Annotated in this window: 18 protein-coding genes and 1 other RNA gene (1 of these 19 running past the window's edge); 15 read left to right on the top strand and 4 right to left on the bottom strand. The window is 52.8% G+C overall.

Annotated elements, in window-relative coordinates; translation table 11 throughout:
- Nucleotides 1-116 precede the first annotated feature (116 nt).
- Both MKY74_RS03370 and MKY74_RS03365 read right to left on the bottom strand, forming a co-directional pair.
- Entirely contained in the window at nucleotides 117-953 is an 837-nt protein-coding gene (locus tag MKY74_RS03370) for a carbohydrate ABC transporter permease (RefSeq protein ID WP_076176951.1), read from the bottom strand.
- The gene (locus MKY74_RS03365; RefSeq protein ID WP_076176952.1) at nucleotides 950-1,915 is read right to left on the bottom strand and encodes a carbohydrate ABC transporter permease; all 966 of its coding nucleotides are present in this window, start codon (nucleotides 1,913-1,915) and stop codon (nucleotides 950-952) included. The genes MKY74_RS03370 and MKY74_RS03365 overlap by 4 nt, the downstream gene beginning before the upstream one ends.
- 258 nt (nucleotides 1,916-2,173) lie before the next feature.
- On the opposite strand from MKY74_RS03365, the gene MKY74_RS03360 reads away from it, so the two are divergent.
- The 3 genes from MKY74_RS03360 to argS all read left to right on the top strand — a co-directional run bounded on the left by MKY74_RS03360 (nucleotide 2,174) and on the right by argS (nucleotide 5,691).
- Complete coding sequence (locus tag MKY74_RS03360) at nucleotides 2,174-3,373, top strand: WD40/YVTN/BNR-like repeat-containing protein (RefSeq protein ID WP_076176953.1); 1,200 nt, start codon at nucleotides 2,174-2,176, stop codon at nucleotides 3,371-3,373.
- Between the two features lie 216 nt (nucleotides 3,374-3,589).
- Complete coding sequence (locus MKY74_RS03355; protein WP_076176954.1) at nucleotides 3,590-4,015, top strand: DUF1934 domain-containing protein; 426 nt, start codon at nucleotides 3,590-3,592, stop codon at nucleotides 4,013-4,015.
- Nucleotides 4,012-5,691 carry an arginine--tRNA ligase gene (gene argS / locus MKY74_RS03350; RefSeq protein ID WP_076176955.1) on the top strand — a complete coding sequence of 560 codons (1,680 nt, stop codon included), beginning with the start codon at nucleotides 4,012-4,014 and terminating at the stop codon, nucleotides 5,689-5,691. The genes MKY74_RS03355 and argS overlap by 4 nt, the downstream gene beginning before the upstream one ends.
- Before the next feature lie 155 nt (nucleotides 5,692-5,846).
- On the opposite strand, the gene MKY74_RS03345 is transcribed toward argS, so the two are convergent.
- Nucleotides 5,847-7,010, bottom strand: coding sequence for a S8 family peptidase (locus MKY74_RS03345; RefSeq protein ID WP_076176956.1), 1,164 nt, complete (start codon nucleotides 7,008-7,010; stop codon nucleotides 5,847-5,849).
- Nucleotides 7,011-7,396: 386 nt separating this feature from the next.
- On the opposite strand from MKY74_RS03345, the gene rpoE reads away from it, so the two are divergent.
- The 8 genes from rpoE (at nucleotide 7,397) to rpmE (ending at nucleotide 16,181) form a co-directional block, all read left to right on the top strand.
- Nucleotides 7,397-7,954, top strand: a complete 558-nt coding sequence (rpoE, locus tag MKY74_RS03340) for a DNA-directed RNA polymerase subunit delta (protein WP_076176957.1) — start codon at nucleotides 7,397-7,399, stop codon at nucleotides 7,952-7,954.
- 419 nt (nucleotides 7,955-8,373) lie between these two features.
- The gene (locus MKY74_RS03335) at nucleotides 8,374-9,975 is read left to right on the top strand and encodes a CTP synthase (protein ID WP_076176958.1); all 1,602 of its coding nucleotides are present in this window, start codon (nucleotides 8,374-8,376) and stop codon (nucleotides 9,973-9,975) included.
- A 175-nt stretch (nucleotides 9,976-10,150) separates the two neighbouring features.
- Entirely contained in the window at nucleotides 10,151-10,534 is a 384-nt protein-coding gene (locus tag MKY74_RS03330) for a response regulator (RefSeq protein WP_076176959.1), read from the top strand.
- 182 nt (nucleotides 10,535-10,716) lie between these two features.
- Entirely contained in the window at nucleotides 10,717-11,571 is an 855-nt protein-coding gene (gene fba, locus MKY74_RS03325; protein WP_076176960.1) for a class II fructose-1,6-bisphosphate aldolase, read from the top strand.
- Nucleotides 11,572-11,767: 196 nt separating this feature from the next.
- Complete coding sequence (locus MKY74_RS03320) at nucleotides 11,768-13,018, top strand: UDP-N-acetylglucosamine 1-carboxyvinyltransferase (protein ID WP_076176961.1); 1,251 nt, start codon at nucleotides 11,768-11,770, stop codon at nucleotides 13,016-13,018.
- A 197-nt stretch (nucleotides 13,019-13,215) separates the two neighbouring features.
- Nucleotides 13,216-14,562 carry a transcription termination factor Rho gene (rho, locus tag MKY74_RS03315; RefSeq protein WP_076176962.1) on the top strand — a complete coding sequence of 449 codons (1,347 nt, stop codon included), beginning with the start codon at nucleotides 13,216-13,218 and terminating at the stop codon, nucleotides 14,560-14,562.
- Nucleotides 14,563-14,586: 24 nt separating this feature from the next.
- The gene (locus tag MKY74_RS03310) at nucleotides 14,587-15,861 is read left to right on the top strand and encodes a radical SAM protein (RefSeq protein WP_076176963.1); all 1,275 of its coding nucleotides are present in this window, start codon (nucleotides 14,587-14,589) and stop codon (nucleotides 15,859-15,861) included.
- 122 nt (nucleotides 15,862-15,983) lie between these two features.
- Nucleotides 15,984-16,181, top strand: a complete 198-nt coding sequence (gene rpmE / locus MKY74_RS03305) for a 50S ribosomal protein L31 (RefSeq protein ID WP_076176964.1) — start codon at nucleotides 15,984-15,986, stop codon at nucleotides 16,179-16,181.
- A 161-nt stretch (nucleotides 16,182-16,342) separates the two neighbouring features.
- Here the strand turns inward: rpmE and MKY74_RS03300 are convergent, their stop codons facing one another.
- On the bottom strand, nucleotides 16,343-17,590 hold the full coding sequence (locus MKY74_RS03300; RefSeq protein WP_076176965.1) for a stalk domain-containing protein: 1,248 nt from the start codon (nucleotides 17,588-17,590) through the stop codon (nucleotides 16,343-16,345).
- Nucleotides 17,591-17,771: 181 nt separating this feature from the next.
- On the opposite strand from MKY74_RS03300, the gene ffs reads away from it, so the two are divergent.
- The 4 genes from ffs to recR all read left to right on the top strand — a co-directional run.
- An RNA gene (ffs, locus tag MKY74_RS03295) (signal recognition particle sRNA large type) lies at nucleotides 17,772-18,039 on the top strand.
- 224 nt (nucleotides 18,040-18,263) lie between these two features.
- Nucleotides 18,264-19,985, top strand: coding sequence for a DNA polymerase III subunit gamma/tau (gene dnaX, locus MKY74_RS03290; RefSeq protein ID WP_076176966.1), 1,722 nt, complete (start codon nucleotides 18,264-18,266; stop codon nucleotides 19,983-19,985).
- 44 nt (nucleotides 19,986-20,029) lie between these two features.
- The gene (locus MKY74_RS03285; RefSeq protein ID WP_076176967.1) at nucleotides 20,030-20,341 is read left to right on the top strand and encodes a YbaB/EbfC family nucleoid-associated protein; all 312 of its coding nucleotides are present in this window, start codon (nucleotides 20,030-20,032) and stop codon (nucleotides 20,339-20,341) included.
- Between the two features lie 27 nt (nucleotides 20,342-20,368).
- Nucleotides 20,369-20,683, top strand: partial view of a recombination mediator RecR gene (gene recR / locus MKY74_RS03280; RefSeq protein WP_076176968.1) — the 5' portion only. Its footprint extends 285 nt past the window's final position; 315 of the gene's 600 nt are visible here — the first part of the coding sequence; the start codon lies at nucleotides 20,369-20,371; the stop codon falls past the right edge of the window.

The following is a 20,683-nucleotide window of genomic DNA, read 5'->3' as shown; positions in this document are numbered from 1 at the left end:
CCAAAGCGGCCGTTCACGGCGCGCCGGGAGAGAGACTTACGTTCACGATACGGTCCGGAAGAAAAGCATGGAATGAGCGAGTCCCCGTGACTTTCGTTTATTGCGCTCCAGGATGACTAGCCTTTCAGCCCTGACGTAGCGATGCCCTCGACAAAATGCTTCTGCGCCAGGAAGAAGATCACGACCGGCGGCAGCACGGAGAGCAGGGACACGGCGAGCAGCTGACCCCACGGCACGGCCGACTGGGAATCGATGAACATTCGGAGCGCCAGCGGGACGGTATATTTGTCCACGGTGTTCAGATAAATCAGCGGACCGAAGTAATCGTCCCAGCCCCAAATAAACGAGAATATCATGACTGTGATCAGCGCCGGCAGGGTCAGCGGCATGACGATGCGCAGGTAAATGCCGAACCAGGTGCAGCCGTCGATTTTCGCCGACTCGTCAAGTTCCCGCGGAATGCCCCGGATGAATTGGACGATCAGAAAAATAAAGAAGGCTCCCCCCATGGCTGACGGGACGATCAGAGGCAGATACGTGTTGATCCAATCGAAAGAATGGAACATCGTATACTGCGGGATGAGCGTGACCTGGCCCGGCAGCATCAGGGTCATCATCAGGATGGAAAACCACAGCCCTTTCAGCGGAAAGGTCAGCCTGGCGAATCCGAAGGCCACCAAGCTGGCGGAGATGACATGCAGCACCGTGGTCGCCACGTTCAGCTTGAGGCTGTTCATGAAGAAGCGTGTAAACGTATACTTGGGCAGCGCGTTCCAGCCTTCCGTATAATTCTGCCACAGCCATACTTTGGGGAACAGGGAGGGCAGGCTGATCTCGGCCGTCGATTTGAAGGAGGCGCCGATCCACCAGAGTACGGGGTAGAACATCACAAAGCAGAACACGATCATCAGAATATGAACCAGCCAATTTTGTTTTTTCAGAACGCCTGTCATTTGCGACCCTCCGTTTCCGTTTCGTAGAACACCCAGTATTTAGACGCGATAAAATTAATCGCTGTGGCGATGCCGATAATGACCAGCAGGATCCAGGCCAGTGCCGAGGCGTAGCCCATCTGCAGCGAACCGAAGGCTTTGTTGTACAGGTACAGGGCAAACATTTCGGTCGAATTGACCGGACCTCCGTTGGTAACGACAAACGCCGAAGTGAACATCTGGAACGCGTTGATGATCCCCATGATCAGGTTGAACAGAATGACGGGCGACAGCATGGGCAGCGTAATCCGGATGAATTTGCGAAAAGGTGTGGCCCCGTCCACGGAGGCTGCTTCGTACAGCTCCCCGGGAATTTGCTTAAGACCTGCCAGAAAAATAATCATCGACGAGCCGAACTGCCACGCCGTCAGCAGCACCAGGGTTCCGAGGGCAGTGGAGGGCGTTCCGATCCAGTTCTTCGGGGCGATGCCGACCAGAATCACAAGATGGTTGATAAATCCGTTGAGGCCGAAAATGTTGCGCCACAGCACGGCCACCGCCAGGCTTCCCCCGATCAGGGACGGCAGATAAATGATCGTACGGTAGAAGGAAATACCCCGGATATTCCGGTTGAGCAGCATAGCGACCAGCAGCGCCGCCAGCAGTTTCAGGGGAACCGAAGTGATTACGTACAGGAAGGTCACCTTCAGCGAATTGAAAAAGAGCCGGTCCTGCGAAATATCCTGATAATTTTTGAGCCCGATCCAGCGGGCTGGTTCCAGCAGGGAAAACTCGGTGAAAGATAAATAGAAGGATTGAATAATGGGCCACAGCTGTAAAATGAGAAAGCCCAGCAGCCAGGGGGCGATGAACAGGTAGCCGGCCAGCGGGGCGTTCCAGCGTCCTTTCAACGTTTTGGCAACCGTTTTCATGTTTTTGCCCGGCTGGGCCTTGTCCGCCGCCGGTATCGTTTGTGCATTCAAAATCAATCACCTCACGCCTTTTAGTAGCTCTCATTGTATCGTGGGCTGAACCTTGCCTGTAGTCGAAGGATGCACAAATTCTTTCACTATTGAATGGTGTTTGCTCCTGTTTGGCTTGCTTCGCTCTCTTGTTTTGCGCTGTGCGCAAAGCCAAAGTCGCTCACCAATCCAAACACTCGCATGCATGAGGAAGAGGACGTTTCTTTGCGAGTGGGGAATTCCCAAAGAGGGTAATGTAATCGATATGGAGGTGTCGTTATGATCATAAAAAAGCTGCTTAGAAGCTCTTCCTTGGCCGCCGCTGCGCTTATGCTGATGATGCCGGCGGGCTGGGGACTATCCCCAACGCAGACTTCGGCCGCCGCCTCGGCGCCTGCTCCCTGCGGAAGCGGCGATCACGGCCTGCTTCAGCAGGAGCAGAAACAGCATATGGAGGAAGGCGCGGACCCGCTTCATTTTACCGATATTCAGTTTCTGAACGGGTCGACGGGCCGGGCGGCAGGAACCGGGTTTATGATCGGCACATCGGATGCGGGGTGCCACTGGCAGGAAATTTACACGGGGAAGTGGAATTTTGCCCAGATTAAATTTACGGACAATGTGAACGGATGGGCCATCGCCACCCTGCCTTCCCACCAGACCACGCATCTGCTCAAGACGGTGGACGGCGGATCGCATTGGAAACCGGTGTATACGGCCAATCTGCCGTTTAACCGGCTGGAAGCGCTCGGCAAGAATACGGTGTACGGCTACACGCAAAATGGCGCCTACCGGACCGAGAACGGCGGGAACAGCTGGGTGAAAATCCCTACGCCGGCCAATACGAGATATGCTACGTTTCGGGATAAGAACAACGGGTATGTCCTAGTTATAGTTCCCGGCTCTGGCTATAAAGTACTGGGCACGGCCGACGGCGGACACAGCTGGAGCACAAAGCTGAACGTGAAGTTTGACTCCCCGTACCCTGCGGGCGGACAAATTTACAGCAAGAACAATCAGGTCTGGGCGCTGTTCTATGGCGGTTCAGGCATGTCCCAGGTATCCTATTCGCTGTATGGCAGCACGGATCAAGGCGTACATTGGAAGCGTGTCATCGCCCAATCCACGGCAGGCGGAGGTCCGGCTCCCGGCAGTGGGGCCGCTGTCGTTAATCAGGGGCCGGCCCAACCAGGCGGACACCCCGGCAACATGCAGCTGATCAGCAAGGAGACGGCCTTTCTGTCCGGTGGCTCTCCGGCGGGCGGCATGGTGTCTGTCGGGGTGACTTATAATGGAGGAAAGACGTGGAAGAACGTAAAGCCGTCCATTCATGGTTACGATTCACGGATCTCCTTTACGGACGGCAAGACGGGCTGGCTTGTGGTGACCAGCGCTACCAAATCGTCGATTTATGCCACCCATGACGGCGGTGCCAGCTGGAACCGGAAGTTTGCATTTAAGGAAGCGTTGAATCCTTAGACGGAAGTAACAAGGTACGAATGAAGCTGCAGTAACAGTCATAAGGCGGGGCTGCCGGTTAACACTGGCGGTTCCGTCTTTTTTGGAATACGAATCCCCGGCACTGTGAAAGCTGTACAGTAGCGGCAGTCTGCGGCAGGCACGGTTTGTATTGAATTGATACAGCGAACTGGATATAGTAGTACAATAGGAAAGAATAGATTGGAGTATTGCGTAATGCCAGATGCCAGAAAAGCTACCGTCCGTCTGCGCAGCCGTCATGACGGCCAGGAGGTCAACCAGGAGATGACGGCGCAGGTATTTGCCCGCGGACAAGCTCTGTATGTGATGTACGAGGAGCCGGAAGCGGATTTGCAGGGGCGGAAGACCAAAACGACAGTGAAAATCGGCGCAAACAGCCTGAAAATGATCCGGCACGGCGCCGTGGAGTCAGAGCAGTCTTTTCAGGAGGGGCAGCGGCTTCCCGGCTTTTACCGTTCGCCTTATACGTCCTTTAACCTATCGACGGATACACGCTCCCTCAAGATGGACCTGGACGGAATGACAGGGGAAATCAGCTGGGCGTACGATCTATATGTATACGAGGAATGCACAGGGCATTTCACCATCAGCTTTTTTATACAGGAGGATAATCAATCATGACACTCAATCCACTCGAACAGATTCACCAGCTGGTTTTAGAGGCGGTCAAGGACGCGGTGGTCGCCGCCGGGCTGGCCAGCCGTGAAGAGCTCCCCAGCATTACGCTTGAGGTGCCGAAAGATAAATCTCACGGGGACCTGGCCACCAACGCCGCCATGCAATTGACCCGGATCGCGAAGAAAAACCCGCGCCAGATCGCCGAAGCGATCCTGGAGCATATCGACGTAAAGAAGGCGTCCATCGAGAAGGCCGAAATCGCCGGCCCGGGCTTCATTAACTTTACGCTGAACAAAAGCTATCTGTACCCCGTGATCGAGCAGGTCTACGCACAGGGGGAGGACTATGGACGCGTACAGCTCGGTCAGGGACAGCGCGTGCAGGTCGAGTTCGTCAGTGCCAATCCGACCGGCAGCCTGCACTTGGGACATGCCCGGGGAGCGGCCGTGGGCGACGCCCTGTGCAACATTTTGGACTTTGCCGGATATGAAGTAACCCGCGAATACTATATCAACGATGCGGGCAACCAGGTCGAAAACCTGTGCAAATCGATCGAAGCCCGGTACCTGCAGGCGCTTGGACAGGATGCGGAGATGCCTGAGGACGGATACCATGGCGAGGATATCAAGGGATTTGCCAAGGAACTCGTCGCCGAGAAGGGCGATTCCCTGCTGTCCATGGATCCGGGCGAGCGGACGGCGTTCTTCCGTTCATACGGCCTGGAGAAGGAGCTAGGCAAAATCAAACGCGATTTGGCACGCTTCCGGGTACATTTTGACGAATGGTTCAGCGAGACTTCCCTGTACGAGAAGGGGCTCGTTGAAGCATCCCTGGACGAACTGAAAGCCAAAGGCCAGGTGTACGAGCAGGACGGCGCCACTTGGCTGCGGACGACTGAATACGGCGACGACAAAGACCGTGTATTGGTGAAAAATGACGGCACCTATACGTACCTGACACCGGATATCGCGTATCACCGGGACAAATACAACCGCGGCTACGACCGCATGATCAATATTTGGGGAGCTGACCACCACGGCTATATCCCGCGGATGAAAGCAGCCATGCAGGCCATCGGCAACGATCCCGACAAATTGACCGTGCTCATCGCGCAGATGGTCAGCCTGTTCCAGAACGGGGAGAAGGTCAAGATGTCCAAGCGTACGGGGAAAGCCGTAACGATGGAGGACCTGATGGAAGAGGTCGGCATCGATGCCATCCGCTACTTCTTCACGATGCGCAGCATGGACTCCCATCTCGATTTCGACATGGATTTGGCCATTTCGACGTCCAACGAAAATCCGGTGTTCTATGTGCAGTACGCGCACGCGCGGATTTGCAGCATTTACCGTCAGGCGGAAGAGCAGGGCGTTGCGCTGCTCCCGCTGTCCGAAGTGGACCTCACGGTGCTGAACACGGAGCATGAGTATGACCTTCTCCGTAAAATCGGCGAGCTGCCGGAGGAAATCGCCACTGCTGCAGCGGGCTACGCGCCGCACCGGATGATCCGTTACGTGTATGACTTGGCTTCCCTGTTCCACAGCTACTATAAGGCGCAGCGCGTTATCACCGAGGATGCCGCTCAAACGCAGGCACGCTTCGCCCTGCTCGGCGCCGTGCGGACCGTTATCGCCAACGTGCTGAGAATCGTGGGCGTATCCGCTCCGGAGAAGATGTAATTCCTTCTTCCCCATTTGAATACGCCGAACATATGAAAGGCCGTCTCCGGTATTTGCCGGAGGCGGCCTTTTTCAACAAATGCTAAATATTGTAGTTATTTGGCATGTACGTGAGCAGAAGCTCCGTCTGTCCTGAGCGGTACAGCCGCTCTCGTCTAGCTTGGATTATTTTTGCGTTTCATGCCTTCACGCAGAAGCCGGTAGGCATTGATTTCACCGGTGTGCACGACGCGGGATTGCCCCTTTCTCGGGCGCAGCGGCGTGGCGGTTGCGACGAGGAGCTCTTTAATTTCGGCCGGCGACAGGTCGGGGTTTTGGGCAAGCAGCAGCGCGATTGATCCGCTGACATGCGAGGTCGCCATGGAGGTGCCGCTCATCTCGTGGTACTTGCCGCGCGTCCAGGAAGAAATAATTTTATCGCCCGGCGCATAAATATCGATGAGGTCGCCGCGGTTGCTGAAACTGGCGATGCGGCGGTTCCGGTCGGTCGCTCCCACGGATATGGTCTGCCCGTACCTTGCAGGATAGTCGATGCTCCGCCGTTTCCCGTCATTGCCGGACGAGGCGACGATCGAGATCCCGGCCGTATAGGCTTTGCCGACGATGTCCAGCAGCGCCTTGCTTTTGGTCTTCATGCCGAAACTCATATTGATGATGTGCATGCGGTTGCGGACGCACCAGTCGATTCCCTGGATAATGTCCGAGACATAGGCGGATCCGTTGTTGTCGAAGGCTTTGACCGGAAAAATCATGGCCCGCGGGGCGACGCCGATCATGCCGTCGGGACCGTTCGCGGCAGCAATGGTTCCTGCAATGTGGGTGCCGTGCCCGTTGTCATCGAGGGGCAGCAGATGCCGGTGCAGCAGATTGATCCCTTTGGCCAGCGACTGGCGCAGATCGGGATGATAGTAGTCGGCCCCGGTATCGATCACTCCGATCCGGATGCGGTAGCCCGTCGAAGTGGACCAGGCTTTGGGAGCCTGAATTTGCTTGACTCCGTACGGGATGCCCGGGCTTTGGTTGACTTTGTTGTTCACCAAGGTATGGACCTGCATTTGGGTGTCTTCTTCAATAATAAGATCGTCATGATACTTGGACATCAACCTGCTGCTGACCGGAAACGGAGCGATGATGGCCTCGAGGAGATCGGACACCTGGATGCCGGGCATGTTCGGATACCGAAGGTGAAGCGTCTGCAGCCGATCCTGACAGGCATAGAAATGCCGCGGTTCGCGAAACCTGATAATATTTTTTTCTCCGGACGATACGGGACTCTCCATATCTTCAAGCAGCATCTGGATAAAATCGGTGTAGTCCATGTTGGGCAGTCCCCCTCATAATGAACCCTGCTTTTGCATTGTATGAGCGGGGAGTGCGGCAGGAGTGGGAACATGCCCTTTTTTGACGAAATAGGCCCTGCCCCGATGTCAAAAGCCGGAGGCGGACATAATATAGACTGAAGAGGCCATGGGCGTCTCTTTCCAGGTCCCGTGAGGAGTTTCTCCTTCGTGGGCGGATACAGTCGGAAGGCGGAGGTTACTCCGCCTTTTCATTCGCCTTTTTTGGGACAACCTTGCATCCTTCCTTTATGCACTTAAAACTTGCATTTTATTTATAAATAGGTTTTACTTAGTTTTGATAATGGATATGTTGTTATAAGTAACGATATATAAGGTGAACTTTGCGTGAGAGGAAGTGTCCGTAAGTGAGTAACTCACTCCAGCTGAAAATGGATCCCGAGAAAATCCGGGAAATGCCAATGGTCGACCTGGCCTTTGCCATTTTGAAGGCGGCTAATACGCCGTTTTATTATCTCGACCTGATGAAAGAGGTAGCCAAGCTTCGCGGTTTGACGGATGAAGAAGTTAAAGAGACCGTTGCGCAGCTATATACAGAAATTAATATCGACGGCCGGTTTGCCTGCGTAGGAACGAACCTGTGGGGACTGAAGCGCTGGTATCCGATCGACCGCTCCGAAGATCCGATCAGCAGCTCCAAGCGTCCGCGCATCATTAACGATGACGACGATGATGAGGATGACGATTTCACGGACGAGGAAGATACGTTTGCTGAGGACAGCGACGATGATTTCGACCGGATCGATGAGGATCATGACGACATCTATTCCGATGACGATTCCGAGGAAGAAGTGGAAGATGACGAAGACGTGATGCTCGACGACGAGGACCTGGAAGATGAAGAGGCCGTTGAAGAGGATGAGGAAGAGGAAGAAGAAGACGACCTCGATGAGGAAGAAGATTAATTCCATTCGCAGAATCGCCAATCCTCTCTTGACACGGGACAAGGCACAGAGTAAACTATTGCATGGGCTTATGATTGAGATTTAAATATGCGTAAAATAATAAAAAGTGCCCCGTACTACGGGTGTCACTTTTTTGTTTTTTAATGCGGTATGTCATGGAAGCGGAACTCTCCTTCCACCATATTCGCGGGGGTAGATGAACTGGGAATGGAATGGAAATGATTCGTCTTTTTTAGTTCAATCTATATAATGTCGATTACCCAATTGTGCCATTTGAATTCAAATGGCGCATTGTTGTTCACAGAGAGAGAAAGCAACAAACTTGTTTCGGCCCGATTCCGATGAAAAAACGTGAATTGGGTTACGCTAAACATCATATGTCGCCTGAATTTCTGGACTTTAATAGGAGGGTTTTTACAGTGACAAAGTATATTTTTGTGACGGGCGGGGTCGTGTCTTCCTTGGGTAAAGGAATTACCGCCGCTTCACTCGGAAGGCTGCTTAAAAATAGGGGTTTAAAGGTGACGATCCAGAAATTCGATCCGTATTTGAACGTAGACCCCGGCACCATGAGTCCTTACCAGCACGGTGAAGTATTCGTAACGGACGATGGCGCCGAGACCGACCTTGATCTGGGGCACTACGAAAGATTCATCGACATCAACCTGTCCAAGAACAGCAATGTCACGACGGGGAAGGTGTACTCCTCGGTGATCAGCAAAGAACGCCGTGGGGAATATTTGGGCGGAACGGTTCAGGTCATTCCACATATCACGAACGAAATTAAGGAGCGGGTGTTCCGTGCAGGCCGCGAAGCAGGCTCTGACGTCGTGATTACGGAAATTGGCGGAACCGTCGGCGACATTGAAAGTTTACCGTTTCTTGAGGCCATCCGTCAGATCAAGAGTGAGATTGGCCGCGAGAATGTGATGTACATCCACGTGACACTGATTCCTTACATTAAAGCTGCAGGGGAAGTGAAAACCAAGCCGACCCAGCACAGCGTGAAGGAACTGCGCAGCATCGGCATTCAGCCGAATGTGATCGTATGCCGGACGGAGCATGAGCTGTCTGCGGATATGAAGGCGAAAATCGCACTGTTCTGCGATATCGACGAAAGTGCGGTCGTGGAATGCCGCGACGCATCTACGCTTTACGAGGTACCGCTGAACCTTCGCGATGAAGGGCTTGACGAGATCGTGGTTAACTACTTGAAGCTGACGACGCCGAAGCCGGACATGACCGAGTGGGAAAGCCTGGTGGATCGCATTAACAAGCTGGAGAAAACGGTGGAAATCGCCATCGTCGGCAAATATGTCGCTCTGCATGATGCTTATTTGAGTGTGGTTGAGTCCCTTTCCCATGCAGGCTTTGACGCAAACGCCGATGTAAAAATCCGCTGGGTGAACGCGGAGGAAGTGACCGATGAGAACGTGGGCGAGCTGCTGCACGGCATCGGCGGCATTCTGGTTCCAGGCGGCTTCGGTGACCGCGGGATTGAGGGTAAAGTATCGGCGATCCGTTACGCCCGTGAGAAGCAAATTCCGTTCTTCGGCATTTGCCTCGGCATGCAGGTGTCTGTGATCGAATACGCCCGTTCCGTGCTGGGACTCGAAGGAGCAAACAGCTCGGAGATCAACCCGTCCACCGAGTATCCGGTGATCGACCTGCTTCCGGAACAGAAGGATATTGAAGATCTGGGCGGAACGATGCGCCTTGGATTGTATCCTTGCAAACTGGCCGAGGGTTCCCTGGCGATGCAGTGCTACAATGACGAGCTCGTCTACGAGAGACACCGCCATCGTTATGAGTTCAACAATGAGTACCGTGAGCAGATTGAAAAAGCGGGCTTGCGCATTTCCGGAACGTCCCCGGACGGACGTTTGGTGGAAATTGTGGAACTTCCGGGCCACCCTTGGTTCCTGGCTGTGCAGTTCCATCCGGAATTCACGTCACGTCCGAACCGTCCGCAGCCGTTGTTCCGTGAATTCGTGAAGGCTGCGCTGCAAGTAGAACGTTAATATACAGCTATGGGTCTCCCTCAGGAGGCCCATTTTTCATTTATATGAAGTTGCAGGAATTTGTATCTAGAAGGCGAATACCTTTAAATGGAGATTGCAGGAGTATGGAATTAACAGTTTAGTTAGGAATTAGGGGTATGATTCGGACGCAGCTGATTGTTGGGAGGTAAGTTGAGTGGATAACAAAAAGGTATTGATCGTCGATGACCAGAACGGTATTCGCATTTTGCTCATGGAAGTGTTCAACAGTGAAGGTTATACGACGTTTCAGGCGGCCAACGGCAAAATTGCACTGGAAATTGTGGAGAAGGAATCGCCGGATCTGGTTCTGCTCGATATGAAGATTCCCGGAATGGACGGGCTTGAAATCCTGAAGCACATCAAGGAAATGAATCCATCCATCAAAGTGATCATGATGACGGCCTACGGAGAGCTTGATATGATCAAGGAAGCGACCGAGCTTGGAGCACTCATGCACTTTACGAAGCCGTTCGATATCGATGAGATGCGGGTGGCGGTAAACATGCAGCTCAAAGACAGCCCGGTTCAATTTGGCTAGAGCGATGGAATTCTGCTGACCTGGCAGAATTCTTTTTTTTGCCCTGCCCTTCCTATATCTGCTTAATTTCAAATGCTTGTTTAGCATTTACAATATGATGTGGTATAATAGCGCTGAATGCAATGCGAATTTCGGCTTAAAACCCTTAGATCAGACAAACACTTTTTAGGAGGATTGGAACCATGCCATTAGTATCCATGACAGACATGTTAAACAAAGCACTTCAAGGGAAGTATGCGGTTGGTCAATTCAACATCAACAACCTTGAGTGGACGCAAGCGATTCTTGCTGCCGCCGAAGAAGAGAAATCCCCGGTAATCCTGGGCGTATCCGAAGGCGCGGCTCGTCATATGGGCGGATTCTATACCGTTGTAAAAATGGTGGAAGGCCTGCTTCATGATATGAAGATTACGGTTCCCGTAGCCATTCACCTGGACCACGGTTCAAGCTTCGACAAATGTAAGGAAGCGATCGACGCTGGATTTACGTCCGTCATGATCGATGACTCTCACAGCCCGATCGACACCAACATCGAAACGACGCGCAAAGTTGTTGAATACGCGCATTCCAAAGGGGTTTCCGTTGAAGCCGAAGTTGGAATGGTCGGTGGTCAGGAAGACGACGTAGTCGGATCTGTTATGTATGCCAAATTGGATGACTGCGTACGCATCGTCAAAGAAACCGGAATCGACACACTGGCTCCGGCGCTTGGCTCTGTTCATGGACCTTACAAAGGCGAACCAAACCTCGGTTTTAAAGAAATGGAAGAGATTCGCGACGCCGTGAACCTTCCGCTCGTTCTTCATGGCGGGACAGGCATCCCGACGCATGATATCAAGAAAGCCATCTCTTTGGGCACATCCAAAATCAACGTCAACACAGAGAACCAAATCTCGTTCACCAAAGCGGTGCGTGAAGTTCTTGCTGCTAAACCGGACGTATACGATCCGCGTAAATACATCGTTCCAGGCCGCGATGCCATCAAGGCAACCGTTGTCGGCAAAATCCGCGAGTTTGGATCCAACAACCAGGCTTAATGTTACACAAGGTTTGAAGTGGGGCCCAGCCCTACGGTGTGGTTCATGATATAGAGGGCTGCCCCGCTCCGGGGCGCCCAATTGAATAGCAAGGAATGGAAAGCACACCGCTTAGCCGGTGTTTTTCCATTTCATACACCAAAATGGACACAGAACTATTTTGCGGCTGCGAAGTATGTGGGGGGAACCTTAGCTTATGGAAAAATTGATGATCAGCGGTGGACGCCCACTGCAAGGCACCGTTTCAATCAGTGGGGCGAAGAACAGCGCCATCGCGTTGATTCCCGCGGCTATTTTGGCGGAGTCCGAAGTAATACTGGACAACCTGCCGCTGCTTAGTGATGTGGCGGTTTATGCAGAAATACTGGAAGAGCTTGGGGCAAAGGTGTCTTGGGATGGGAGCCAGATGAACATCGATCCTTCGCGGATCGTATCCATTCCGATGCCCAACGGGCCGGTGAAGAAGCTGAGAGCCTCCTATTATATGATGGGTGCGCTGCTTGGCCGGTTTAAGGAGGCTGTCGTCGGTCTGCCGGGAGGATGCAATTTCGAGCCCCGTCCGATCGATCAGCATATTAAAGGTTTTGAAGCGCTGGGCGCGACCGTGACGAACGAGCATGGCGCGATTCATCTCCATGCGAAGGAGCTGCGCGGGGCAAAAATTTACCTCGACGTATCCAGCGTAGGCGCGACGATTAACATTATGCTGGCGGCTGCCAGAGCCAAAGGCTCCACAATTATCGAAAATGCGGCGAAAGAGCCTGAAATTATAGATGTGGCCACGCTTCTGAACTCCATGGGAGCCATTATTAAAGGCGCCGGCACGGAAACGATTCGTATCGAAGGCGTATCCGAGCTGCACGGCTGCCGCCATTCCATCATCCCGGACCGGATCCAGGCGGGAACATATATGATTGCCGCCGCGGCAACGCGCGGTGACGTATTGATCGACAATATTATTCCTAAGCATTTGGAAGCCGTCACAGCCAAGCTGCTGGAGATGGGGGTCCAAATCGAGGAGCTCGACGAGAGCATTCGCGTGATGGGGAGTCCATCATATGGCCATGTCGATGTGAAAGCACTGATATACCCAGGATTTGCTACAGATTTACAATCGCCAATGACCAGTCTGCTAACCCAGGCTGAAGGCGTAAGCGTGCTCAGCGATTTTGTCTACAGCAACCGGTTTAAGCATGTGCCGGAGCTGGTCCGCATGGGCGCTAAAATCCGCGTCGAGGGCCGTTCGGCCGTCATCGAGAAGAGCCGCCTAAATGCGGCCAAAGTCAAGGCTTCCGACCTCAGAGCGGGGGCTGCGCTGGTGATCGCCGGCCTTACGGTCGAGGAAGGCGTGACGGAAGTGACCGGCGTGGAGTACATCGACAGGGGTTACGATCACCTCGTCAGCAATCTGCGGATGCTTGGCGCCGATGTTTGGCGCGAACAATAATCAGGGTGCTGTAATATTAGGAGAATGCGGGAAATAGATTGAATGAAGCTGATTTTTTCATCATGACCTGCATATCTCCTTCTAATTTGGGTAATCCTATCCTAATGAGGATTTTCATAGACTCATAGATTAGCGTCTTCATCCATTTGATGCTAAGCTCTTGTCAGGACTTATAAAATTGAATAGGTGGTTATTACATGGATTTACAAATTGCCGATTTGGAAGAAATGAAGCTGACCGAATTGTACAAACTGGCGAAGAAGTACCAGATCCCTTATTACGGTCAGTTGAAGAAGAAAGAACTGATTTTTGCTATTTTGAGAGCGCAGGCCGAACAGAGCGGACTTATGTTTATGGAAGGTGTGCTCGAGATTCTCCCGGAAGGTTACGGCTTCCTAAGGCCGATCAATTACCTGCCAAGCACCGAGGACATTTATATCTCCGCCTCCCAGATTCGTAAATTCGACCTTCGTACGGGAGACTTGGTATCAGGGAAGTGCCGCGCACCGAAGGAGAACGAGCGGTATTTCGGTTTGCTGCAAGTCAATGCGGTCAACGGGGAGAGCCCGGAGACGGCATCCGAACGTTTACACTTTCCGGCACTGACTCCTCTCTATCCGCAAAAGAAACTTGTGCTTGAAACATCCCCTAACCATTTGTCTACTCGAATTATGGATTTGCTCGCCCCGGTCGGTCTGGGACAGCGCGGTTTGATCGTTGCACCTCCAAAAGCAGGTAAAACGCTCCTCTTAAAAGAAATTGCCAACAGCATTTCCACCAACAATCCCGAGATTGAACTTTTTGTACTGCTGATTGACGAACGTCCTGAGGAAGTGACGGATATGCAACGTTCCGTAAAAGGAGAGGTGGTTGCGTCAACGTTTGATGAGCTGCCGGAGAACCACATCAAGGTTGCGGAACTGGTGCTTGAACGCGCGCTGCGTCTGGTTGAGCATAAGAAGGACGTTGTCATTCTGATGGACAGCATCACCCGTCTGGCCCGTGCTTACAACCTGGTCATCCCGCCATCCGGACGTACGCTGAGCGGCGGTATCGATCCGGCGGCATTCCATCGTCCGAAGCGGTTCTTTGGTTCTGCCCGGAACGTGGAGGAAGGCGGCAGTCTGACCATTTTGGCCACAGCGCTGATTGATACCGGTTCGCGGATGGACGATATCATTTATGAAGAGTTTAAGGGAACCGGCAACATGGAGCTGCACCTGGACCGCAAGCTGGCCGAGCGCCGCATTTTCCCGGCCATCGATATCCGCCGTTCGGGAACGCGTCGTGAAGAAGTACTGTTAACGAAGGATGAGCTCGATACCATTTGGGCGATCCGTAAAAATATGAACGAATCCGCCGACTTCGTGGAGGGATTCTTGAAAAAATTGCGTGACTGCAAAACCAATGCCGAATTTTTGGCTTCCTTTGACGTGCATGGAGCAGGAAACGGCCATAGCCGCAGTTCCTCCTCGTCCTCGAACAGCCACAGCAGCAACCGGCGCACCTCACGCCCGTCGACGGCTTCCGTGCCGCTGACTTAAATTTAGCATAAAGAGGAGAACATCATGTATCTGGTATATGCCGATGAAAAAGGCAACGTATTTGATCATCCCACACTGTACGGTCTCGGCCGCAGCGCGGATATGATCGTGGAGATTATGGAAGATGAGTTGATTCCCCTGCCGGAAGGCGCGACGCTGGTCGGCCTCCCCAACACCTGTGCCATTGGTATGGATCCGGAAACGGGTGAGATGACGGCGCTCCCGGGAGACGCTCAGGCTGTGGGGGCACTGCTCCCGCAGGGTTACACCCGGTTATGCCTGCCCGGCTATGTGAAGACGGACAAGGAATACAAGCTGCCGCTCTTTGGTTACTCGGCTGTCGTGTGGAAGGACGGACAATTTTACACGACGGGCCGGCTGTCGGATGACCCGGAGAAGTGGAACCCGCTGAACTGCGATGTAGAGGAATTGGAGCTCGGCGTGAAGCGCCTGACGGAGAAGTATCCGGAGAACCGGTTGTACCAGCATTTGTCTAATTGTGCGCTCGGTTATGAATGTCTGACCGCATCGAATACGTTTTTGAATCGTTGGGAAGGGGCCGTTCCGGTATCTTACTCCTGTAATGCCGGCTGCTTCGGGTGTATTTCAGAACAACCGGATGACAGCGGATTTGTGGCGCCCCAGACCCGGATGAATTTCAAACCGAGGGTGGACGAGCTCGTTCAAATTATGCTGGAGCATTTAAAAACGCCGGAGTCGATCATCAGCTTCGGACAAGGCTGCGAAGGCGAACCCTCCACACAGGCCAAAATCATTATTGAAGCGATGCGCGAGGTGCGTTCGATCACGGATATGGGATATATTAATATCAACACGAATGCCGGCCTGACGGATTTCATCCGCGGCATCGTCGATGCGGGTCTCGACCTGATGCGGGTGAGCACGATCAGCGCGCTGGACGACCATTACAACGCCTACTATAAGCCGCGTGGTTATACGCTTGCCAATGTGGAAAAATCGCTGAAGTATGCGTCGGACCAAGGCGTTTACACGTCCATCAACTATTTGATTTTCCCTGGCGTCACAGACCGCGAAGAGGAAATCGAGGCGATGGTGGAGTTTGCGCGCCGGACCAATCTGAAGCTGATTCAGCTGCGCAACCTGAACATTGATCCGGAGAGCTATTTGGAATTGATCCCGCCGGCCAAAGGCGAAATTTTGGGTATGAAGCAGGCGATTGAAATTTTCCAAGCGGAGCTTCCGGATGTGGTCATCGGTTCCTATACCCATGTTCCGCCTCCAAGCTTGATCCGCCCGAAAAAGCCGATTCTGTCTTAATCCGGCAGCGCCTGGAACGGGAAGAAACCATTGATTTATAGGCGCGTCCCTGCTATAATGAATTTATGTGTCAACATAACTCTGGGTCCGCCTGAGGCTCAGGGCAAAAAGAGGTGAAAGTCATGAAAACAGAAATTCAACCAAAATACCACGTTACTACGGTAACTTGCGCATGCGGCAACACGTTCGAAACGGGTTCGGTGAAAGAAGAGCTTCGCGTCGAAATCTGCTCCAACTGCCATCCGTTCTTCACTGGTAAACAGAAATTCCTGGATGCTGGCGGCCGTGTTGATAGATTTAAGAAGAAATACGGAATGTAATTGCTGCCTGGCAGCATAGATCCGTTATATTTTTAACAAATGACAATCCCCGGTTCGATGAACCGGGGATTTTTTCTTTAATAAAATATAATTACAATAAAATCCGATCCTGTATTCCGTAGGAAACCTTCCTTTTACGCACCATGCATGTGTTCCGCGTCTTAATTGTTCAAGTCGACCGATTGGCCGATTTTTGTCCATACGTTGGTTTTATTAAAGCCGAGGCGCCATAAGGCGATACCTTTCAGATTGTACCGTTTGGCCAGGCCAATTTTGGTGTTCACGGTGTTTTCGTTTTCGCTGGCAAGGTTAACGCCGAGAACCAGTTTGCTGGCAGGCACCTGTTTGAGCGCAAGCTGGATGGCCGCATCCACTTTGTCGTTAGGCTGTGGGTTTTTCTCATCGGTATAGGCATAAGCCATGACGATAAGCTCATCGGCCAGCGTGCCAAGCTTTTTATAATCGTATCCATGAAAAGAACCGTTCAGCGGCGGCAAGGCGATCGACAGCTTCAAGCCCTGGGCGTGAGTGGCGGCAGCTGCTTTTTGAACGAAAGCATTAAAGGATGCCTGTACAGCCGCTGCGTCCCCCGTAAGCCCGAGTCCTTCCAAGTCCAGCAGGATGCCTTGGAATCCGTTAGTTTTGGCCGTATCTACCATCTGCTGAATCAGGCTTGCCTGAAGCTCAGGTTCCTGGGTCGCCTTCGTCAGTTCCATCTTGGTATCGCCGGAAAATACCATCAAATAAGGGGTGGTGCCGGCTGCAGCAGCGGAGCTGACGAGGCTCTCCGGCGTCACATCGCCGGCCGCTTGCGGCCATTTAAAATCCTGGCCTGTCGTTGTAAACCGGCCCTGATCGTCGATGCGGCTCCAGCCAAAGGCGGTTGCGTCGAAGCTTGGAATCAGGCTCGACTCAGAAAATGATGAGATGGCGTAAAAGGCAAGCGTATACATTTTTTCTTGGGGGGACACGATAGTAACGGTATGCGTGGCCTGATCCCAGTTGACGCCGGCGCCGAACTGCTGGCTGAAGAAGCTGAGCGGAATTAGGACGCTTCCTCCGGACATTTGGGGAGCTACGGTCAGCGCCGTTTTGGTCCCGTCTACGGTCGCGCTGCGGCTTCCGACGGTCAGAACGACCTTTTTCGTGGAATCCTTGCCTGTCTTTACTGCTGTGATCTGCTTGGCCGAGGCATTCCACTGCACGCTGATGCCCAGCGCTTCGGAGATGGCCCGGAAGGGCACAAGTGTCGTTCCTTGAACGACTTTGGGTGCAGCCGGGAAAGGCAGTGGATATCCGTCCAGCACGATGCTGACGGGTGCAGCGGCGCTAGCCGGCTTCTGGCCGATGCCGCTCCAGGCAGTGGCTGCAATGAGCAGGCACAATGCGGTTTTGGTTGCTTTATTCATGCGCGATGTTCCTTTCCGTTTAAAATCGTATGTGTAGGATTGGTTGTGGTATAGGACCACTATATCAATAAACGTTTGCTAGATGAATATGGAACGAGAATAATAGATTTATTTTCGAGCGTTTATCCACTTTCTGCCGGGTGGTTGCTTTTTGTACAGGCATGCGATATACTTATTTTCACCGTGCTAGATGGGGAGGTAGCGGTGCCCTGTAACTCGCAATCCGCTGTAGCGAGGTTGAATTCCTGTTAGAGGTATTGTCGATGTGAGGTTTGGTCCCTGCGTGCAATGTTGACGGTTGGGTCCTCCGCAATGAGTACTTGTGAACCTGGTCAGGTCCGGAAGGAAGCAGCCATAAGCAAGCCCACTCTTGTGCCGGAGGATAGCCTAGCCCGAGTTGTTACGCAGGGGTGCCACTCGGATCGCAATCATCAATAACAGGTGCACGGCTTAAACTTGACAATGATTTCAGCATCTTTGCCATCAGGTGGTAAAGATGCTTTTTATTTATTCCGGATGTTTTCATGGCGGCCTTTCAGTCACGGACGCAGGCGGCGGACAGGTAAAAGCCTGCTGCAACATGCGTGTTGGACGTTTTGCATGACGCCGGATTATAGTATAATGATGAGGCAACGAACCCACGCTTAGTGGAAGTTGAAAGAGGGTAAGCAAAGTGGAACATATAGCGTTGTACCGTGCCTGGCGGCCTCAGTCGTTCCGGGACATGGTGGGACAACAGCATATCATTCAAACGCTGCAGAACGCGATCCGCGAACAGCGGGTTTCCCATGCCTACCTGTTCAGCGGCCCGCGCGGAACCGGTAAAACCAGCGCGGCCAAAATTTTGGCCAAAGCGGTGAACTGCGAGCGTGGACCTGCAGCGGAGCCGTGCAATGAATGCGAATCCTGCCGCAGAATTACATCGGGTGCGGTGATGGACGTTCAGGAGATTGACGCTGCTTCTAACCGCGGCGTGGAAGAAATCCGCGATCTTCGCGAGAAAGTGAAGTACGCACCGACCGAAGTAAGGCAGAAGGTTTATATTATTGACGAAGTGCATATGCTGACGACAGAGGCGTTTAATGCGCTTCTGAAGACGCTGGAGGAACCCCCTCCACACGTCATGTTTATTTTGGCGACGACCGAACCGCACAAGCTGCCGGCGACGATTATATCGCGCTGTCAGCGCTTTGATTTCCGCCGGGTATCCCTGGAGGAGCAGACGGATCGGTTAAGACAGATTTCACAGGAAGAAGGCATTGAAGCGGAGAATGAAGCGCTTCAATATATAGCAAGGCTATCCGACGGCGGGATGCGGGATGCACTGAGCATCTTGGATCAGATTGCGTCGTTTACCGGCGGTCATGTATCTTATGAACAAGTGCTGAGTATGACTGGTGGGATTGCTTCGGAGCAATTCGGCAAACTTGCACAGGCCATTCTGGAAGGTGACGTGGGCCAGGTGCTCATGCTGGTGGAAGGTTTTATGCAGGAAGGCAAGAGCGCCGATAAATGCATGGAGAACCTGCTGTATTATTTCCGCGATTTATTGATGATCCAGATGATTCCGCAGGCAGACAAGCTCACGGACCGTGTCCTTCATCCGGAAGAATACAAGGAGATGGCTTCTGCCTTTTCCCGCAAGCAGCTGTTCCAAATGATCGATACGCTCAATCATTATCAGAGTGAAATGAAATATGCTTCCCAGCCTCAGACCTTGTTCGAGGTTGCGCTGCTCAAGCTGTGCGGCATTCCCCGTGAAGCGGGGGAGAGCGATCGTCCTCAGGAGGCGGCGGCTGATTCGGCTGTGATCAATCAGCTCAAGCAGCAGGTTGCCTCTCTGGAGAAGAAGCTCGAGCGATTCATCAAGTCCGGTGCGGCTCCGGCCGCTGGTAATAGCGGATCATCCAGGCCTGCAGCTCCGCCAGCCCCGCGAATGTCGTCGGCCGCGAAGATTCCGGCGAATATGGATCAGTTTGTAGCAAGTAAGGGAAGTCCTGAATTTATGGAGATTCAGCGCCAGTGGGCTCATATTCTGCAAGGAGTCAAGGAGGAGAAGGTGACGGTCCATGCCTGGTTTATGGACGGCGAGCCGGTTTCCGCGACTGATGACGCCTTGCTGGTTGCCTTTAAAAATAATATCCACCGGGAAACGACCGAGAAGCCGGCCAATAAGCAGGTGATCGAGGGTGTGCTGCACTCCGTGCTCGGCAAACCGTATCATTTGGTTACCATGATGCAGCGGGATTGGAGCGCCTCGATGGAAGGGTCTGCGCAGCCCAAGGAAGAGTTGAAGCTCGAGCATGAGCATGAATCGAAAGATCCGAATTCAAAACCATGGATTGATGAGGCGCTCCAGATGTTTGGAGAGGACCTCGTTGTCATAAAAGATTAGCCGCACCTTGAAGTGCACTCAATTAATTAAAGGAGAGATGACCCATGAATAATATGAATCAAATGATGAAGCAAGTGAAAAAAATGCAGGAGCAAATGCTCAAGGCACAGGAAGAGCTTGCTGACAAAAAAGTTGAAGGTACATCCGGTGGCGGCGTGGTTACCGTGGAAATGAACGGCCACAAAAAACTGCTCTCCATTACGATTAAGCCGGAAGCTGTTGATCCGGACGACGTGGAAATGCTGCAGGATCTGGTGATGACTGCTGTGAACGATGCGCTGAGTAAAGCGGACGAAATTGCGAATGCCGACATGGGCAAATTTACAGGCGGAATGAAAATTCCTGGCTTGTTCTAAATTTAGAGCTGAAGGAGATCCTGCGCTTTGTATTATCCCGAACCGATCTCGAAGCTGATCGATGCGTTTACGCGACTGCCGGGCATCGGGCCGAAAACCGCGGCCCGGCTTGCTTTTCATGTGCTGAACATGAAAGAGGACGACGTCATTGACTTTGCCAAGGCCCTGGTCAGCGTCAAGCGGAATCTCACCTACTGTTCCGTATGCTGCAATATTACAGACACCGATCCGTGCCGGATTTGCCAGGATAAAACGCGCGATCCGTCTGTCATTTGCGTAGTGCAGGATCCCAAAGATCTTGTCGCCATGGAGCGGACCAAGGAATTCAATGGTTATTATCAC

Origin of the sequence: Paenibacillus sp. FSL R5-0378 (assembly GCF_038009285.1) — a bacterium.
Classification (GTDB): domain Bacteria; phylum Bacillota; class Bacilli; order Paenibacillales; family Paenibacillaceae; genus Paenibacillus_AQ; species Paenibacillus_AQ favisporus.
This window is presented reverse-complemented; position numbering and strand designations above follow the sequence as displayed.

Excerpts from the sequence above, each read along its gene's own strand:
- MKY74_RS03370 (WP_076176951.1), bottom strand. The coding sequence starts at position 953 with ATGACAGGCGTTCTGAAAAAACAAAATTGGCTGGTTCATATTCTGATG.
- MKY74_RS03360 (WP_076176953.1), top strand. The coding sequence starts at position 2,174 with ATGATCATAAAAAAGCTGCTTAGAAGCTCTTCCTTGGCCGCCGCTGCG.
- MKY74_RS03355 (WP_076176954.1), top strand. The coding sequence starts at position 3,590 with ATGCCAGATGCCAGAAAAGCTACCGTCCGTCTGCGCAGCCGTCATGAC.
- argS (WP_076176955.1), top strand. The coding sequence starts at position 4,012 with ATGACACTCAATCCACTCGAACAGATTCACCAGCTGGTTTTAGAGGCG.
- MKY74_RS03345 (WP_076176956.1), bottom strand. The coding sequence starts at position 7,010 with ATGGACTACACCGATTTTATCCAGATGCTGCTTGAAGATATGGAGAGT.
- fba (WP_076176960.1), top strand. The coding sequence starts at position 10,717 with ATGCCATTAGTATCCATGACAGACATGTTAAACAAAGCACTTCAAGGG.
- MKY74_RS03320 (WP_076176961.1), top strand. The coding sequence starts at position 11,768 with ATGGAAAAATTGATGATCAGCGGTGGACGCCCACTGCAAGGCACCGTT.
- rho (WP_076176962.1), top strand. The coding sequence starts at position 13,216 with ATGGATTTACAAATTGCCGATTTGGAAGAAATGAAGCTGACCGAATTG.
- MKY74_RS03310 (WP_076176963.1), top strand. The coding sequence starts at position 14,587 with ATGTATCTGGTATATGCCGATGAAAAAGGCAACGTATTTGATCATCCC.
- rpmE (WP_076176964.1), top strand. The coding sequence starts at position 15,984 with ATGAAAACAGAAATTCAACCAAAATACCACGTTACTACGGTAACTTGC.
- MKY74_RS03300 (WP_076176965.1), bottom strand. The coding sequence starts at position 17,590 with ATGAATAAAGCAACCAAAACCGCATTGTGCCTGCTCATTGCAGCCACT.
- MKY74_RS03285 (WP_076176967.1), top strand. The coding sequence starts at position 20,030 with ATGAATAATATGAATCAAATGATGAAGCAAGTGAAAAAAATGCAGGAG.